The sequence below is a fragment of the Pseudomonas sp. SIMBA_068 genome, from assembly GCF_046534705.1.
GTDB lineage: Bacteria > Pseudomonadota > Gammaproteobacteria > Pseudomonadales > Pseudomonadaceae > Aquipseudomonas > Aquipseudomonas putida.
In genome coordinates, this window is record NZ_JAWRYI010000716.1 from 1 (window position 1) to 265 (window position 265).

1 protein-coding gene is annotated in these 265 nt (G+C 50.2%); it reads left to right on the forward strand.

Annotated elements, in window-relative coordinates:
- Positions 1-24 precede the first annotated feature (24 nt).
- The coding region (locus SB756_RS31110) for an ATP-binding cassette domain-containing protein (protein WP_410913375.1) at positions 25-265 on the forward strand (241 nt) is incomplete at its 3' end.

The following is a 265-nucleotide window of genomic DNA, read 5'->3' on the forward strand; positions in this document are numbered from 1 at the left end:
TATCCGGGACGTGACGTACCTGCATTGCGTAACATCAACCTGAAAATTCCGGCAGGGAAGACGGTTGCTCTGGTTGGACGCTCTGGTTCGGGTAAATCAACCATCGCCAGCCTGATCACGCGTTTTTACGATATTGATGAAGGCGAAATCCTGATGGATGGTCACGATCTGCGCGAGTATACCCTGGCGTCGTTACGTAACCAGGTTGCTCTGGTGTCGCAGAATGTCCATCTGTTTAACGATACGGTTGCTAACAACATTGCTT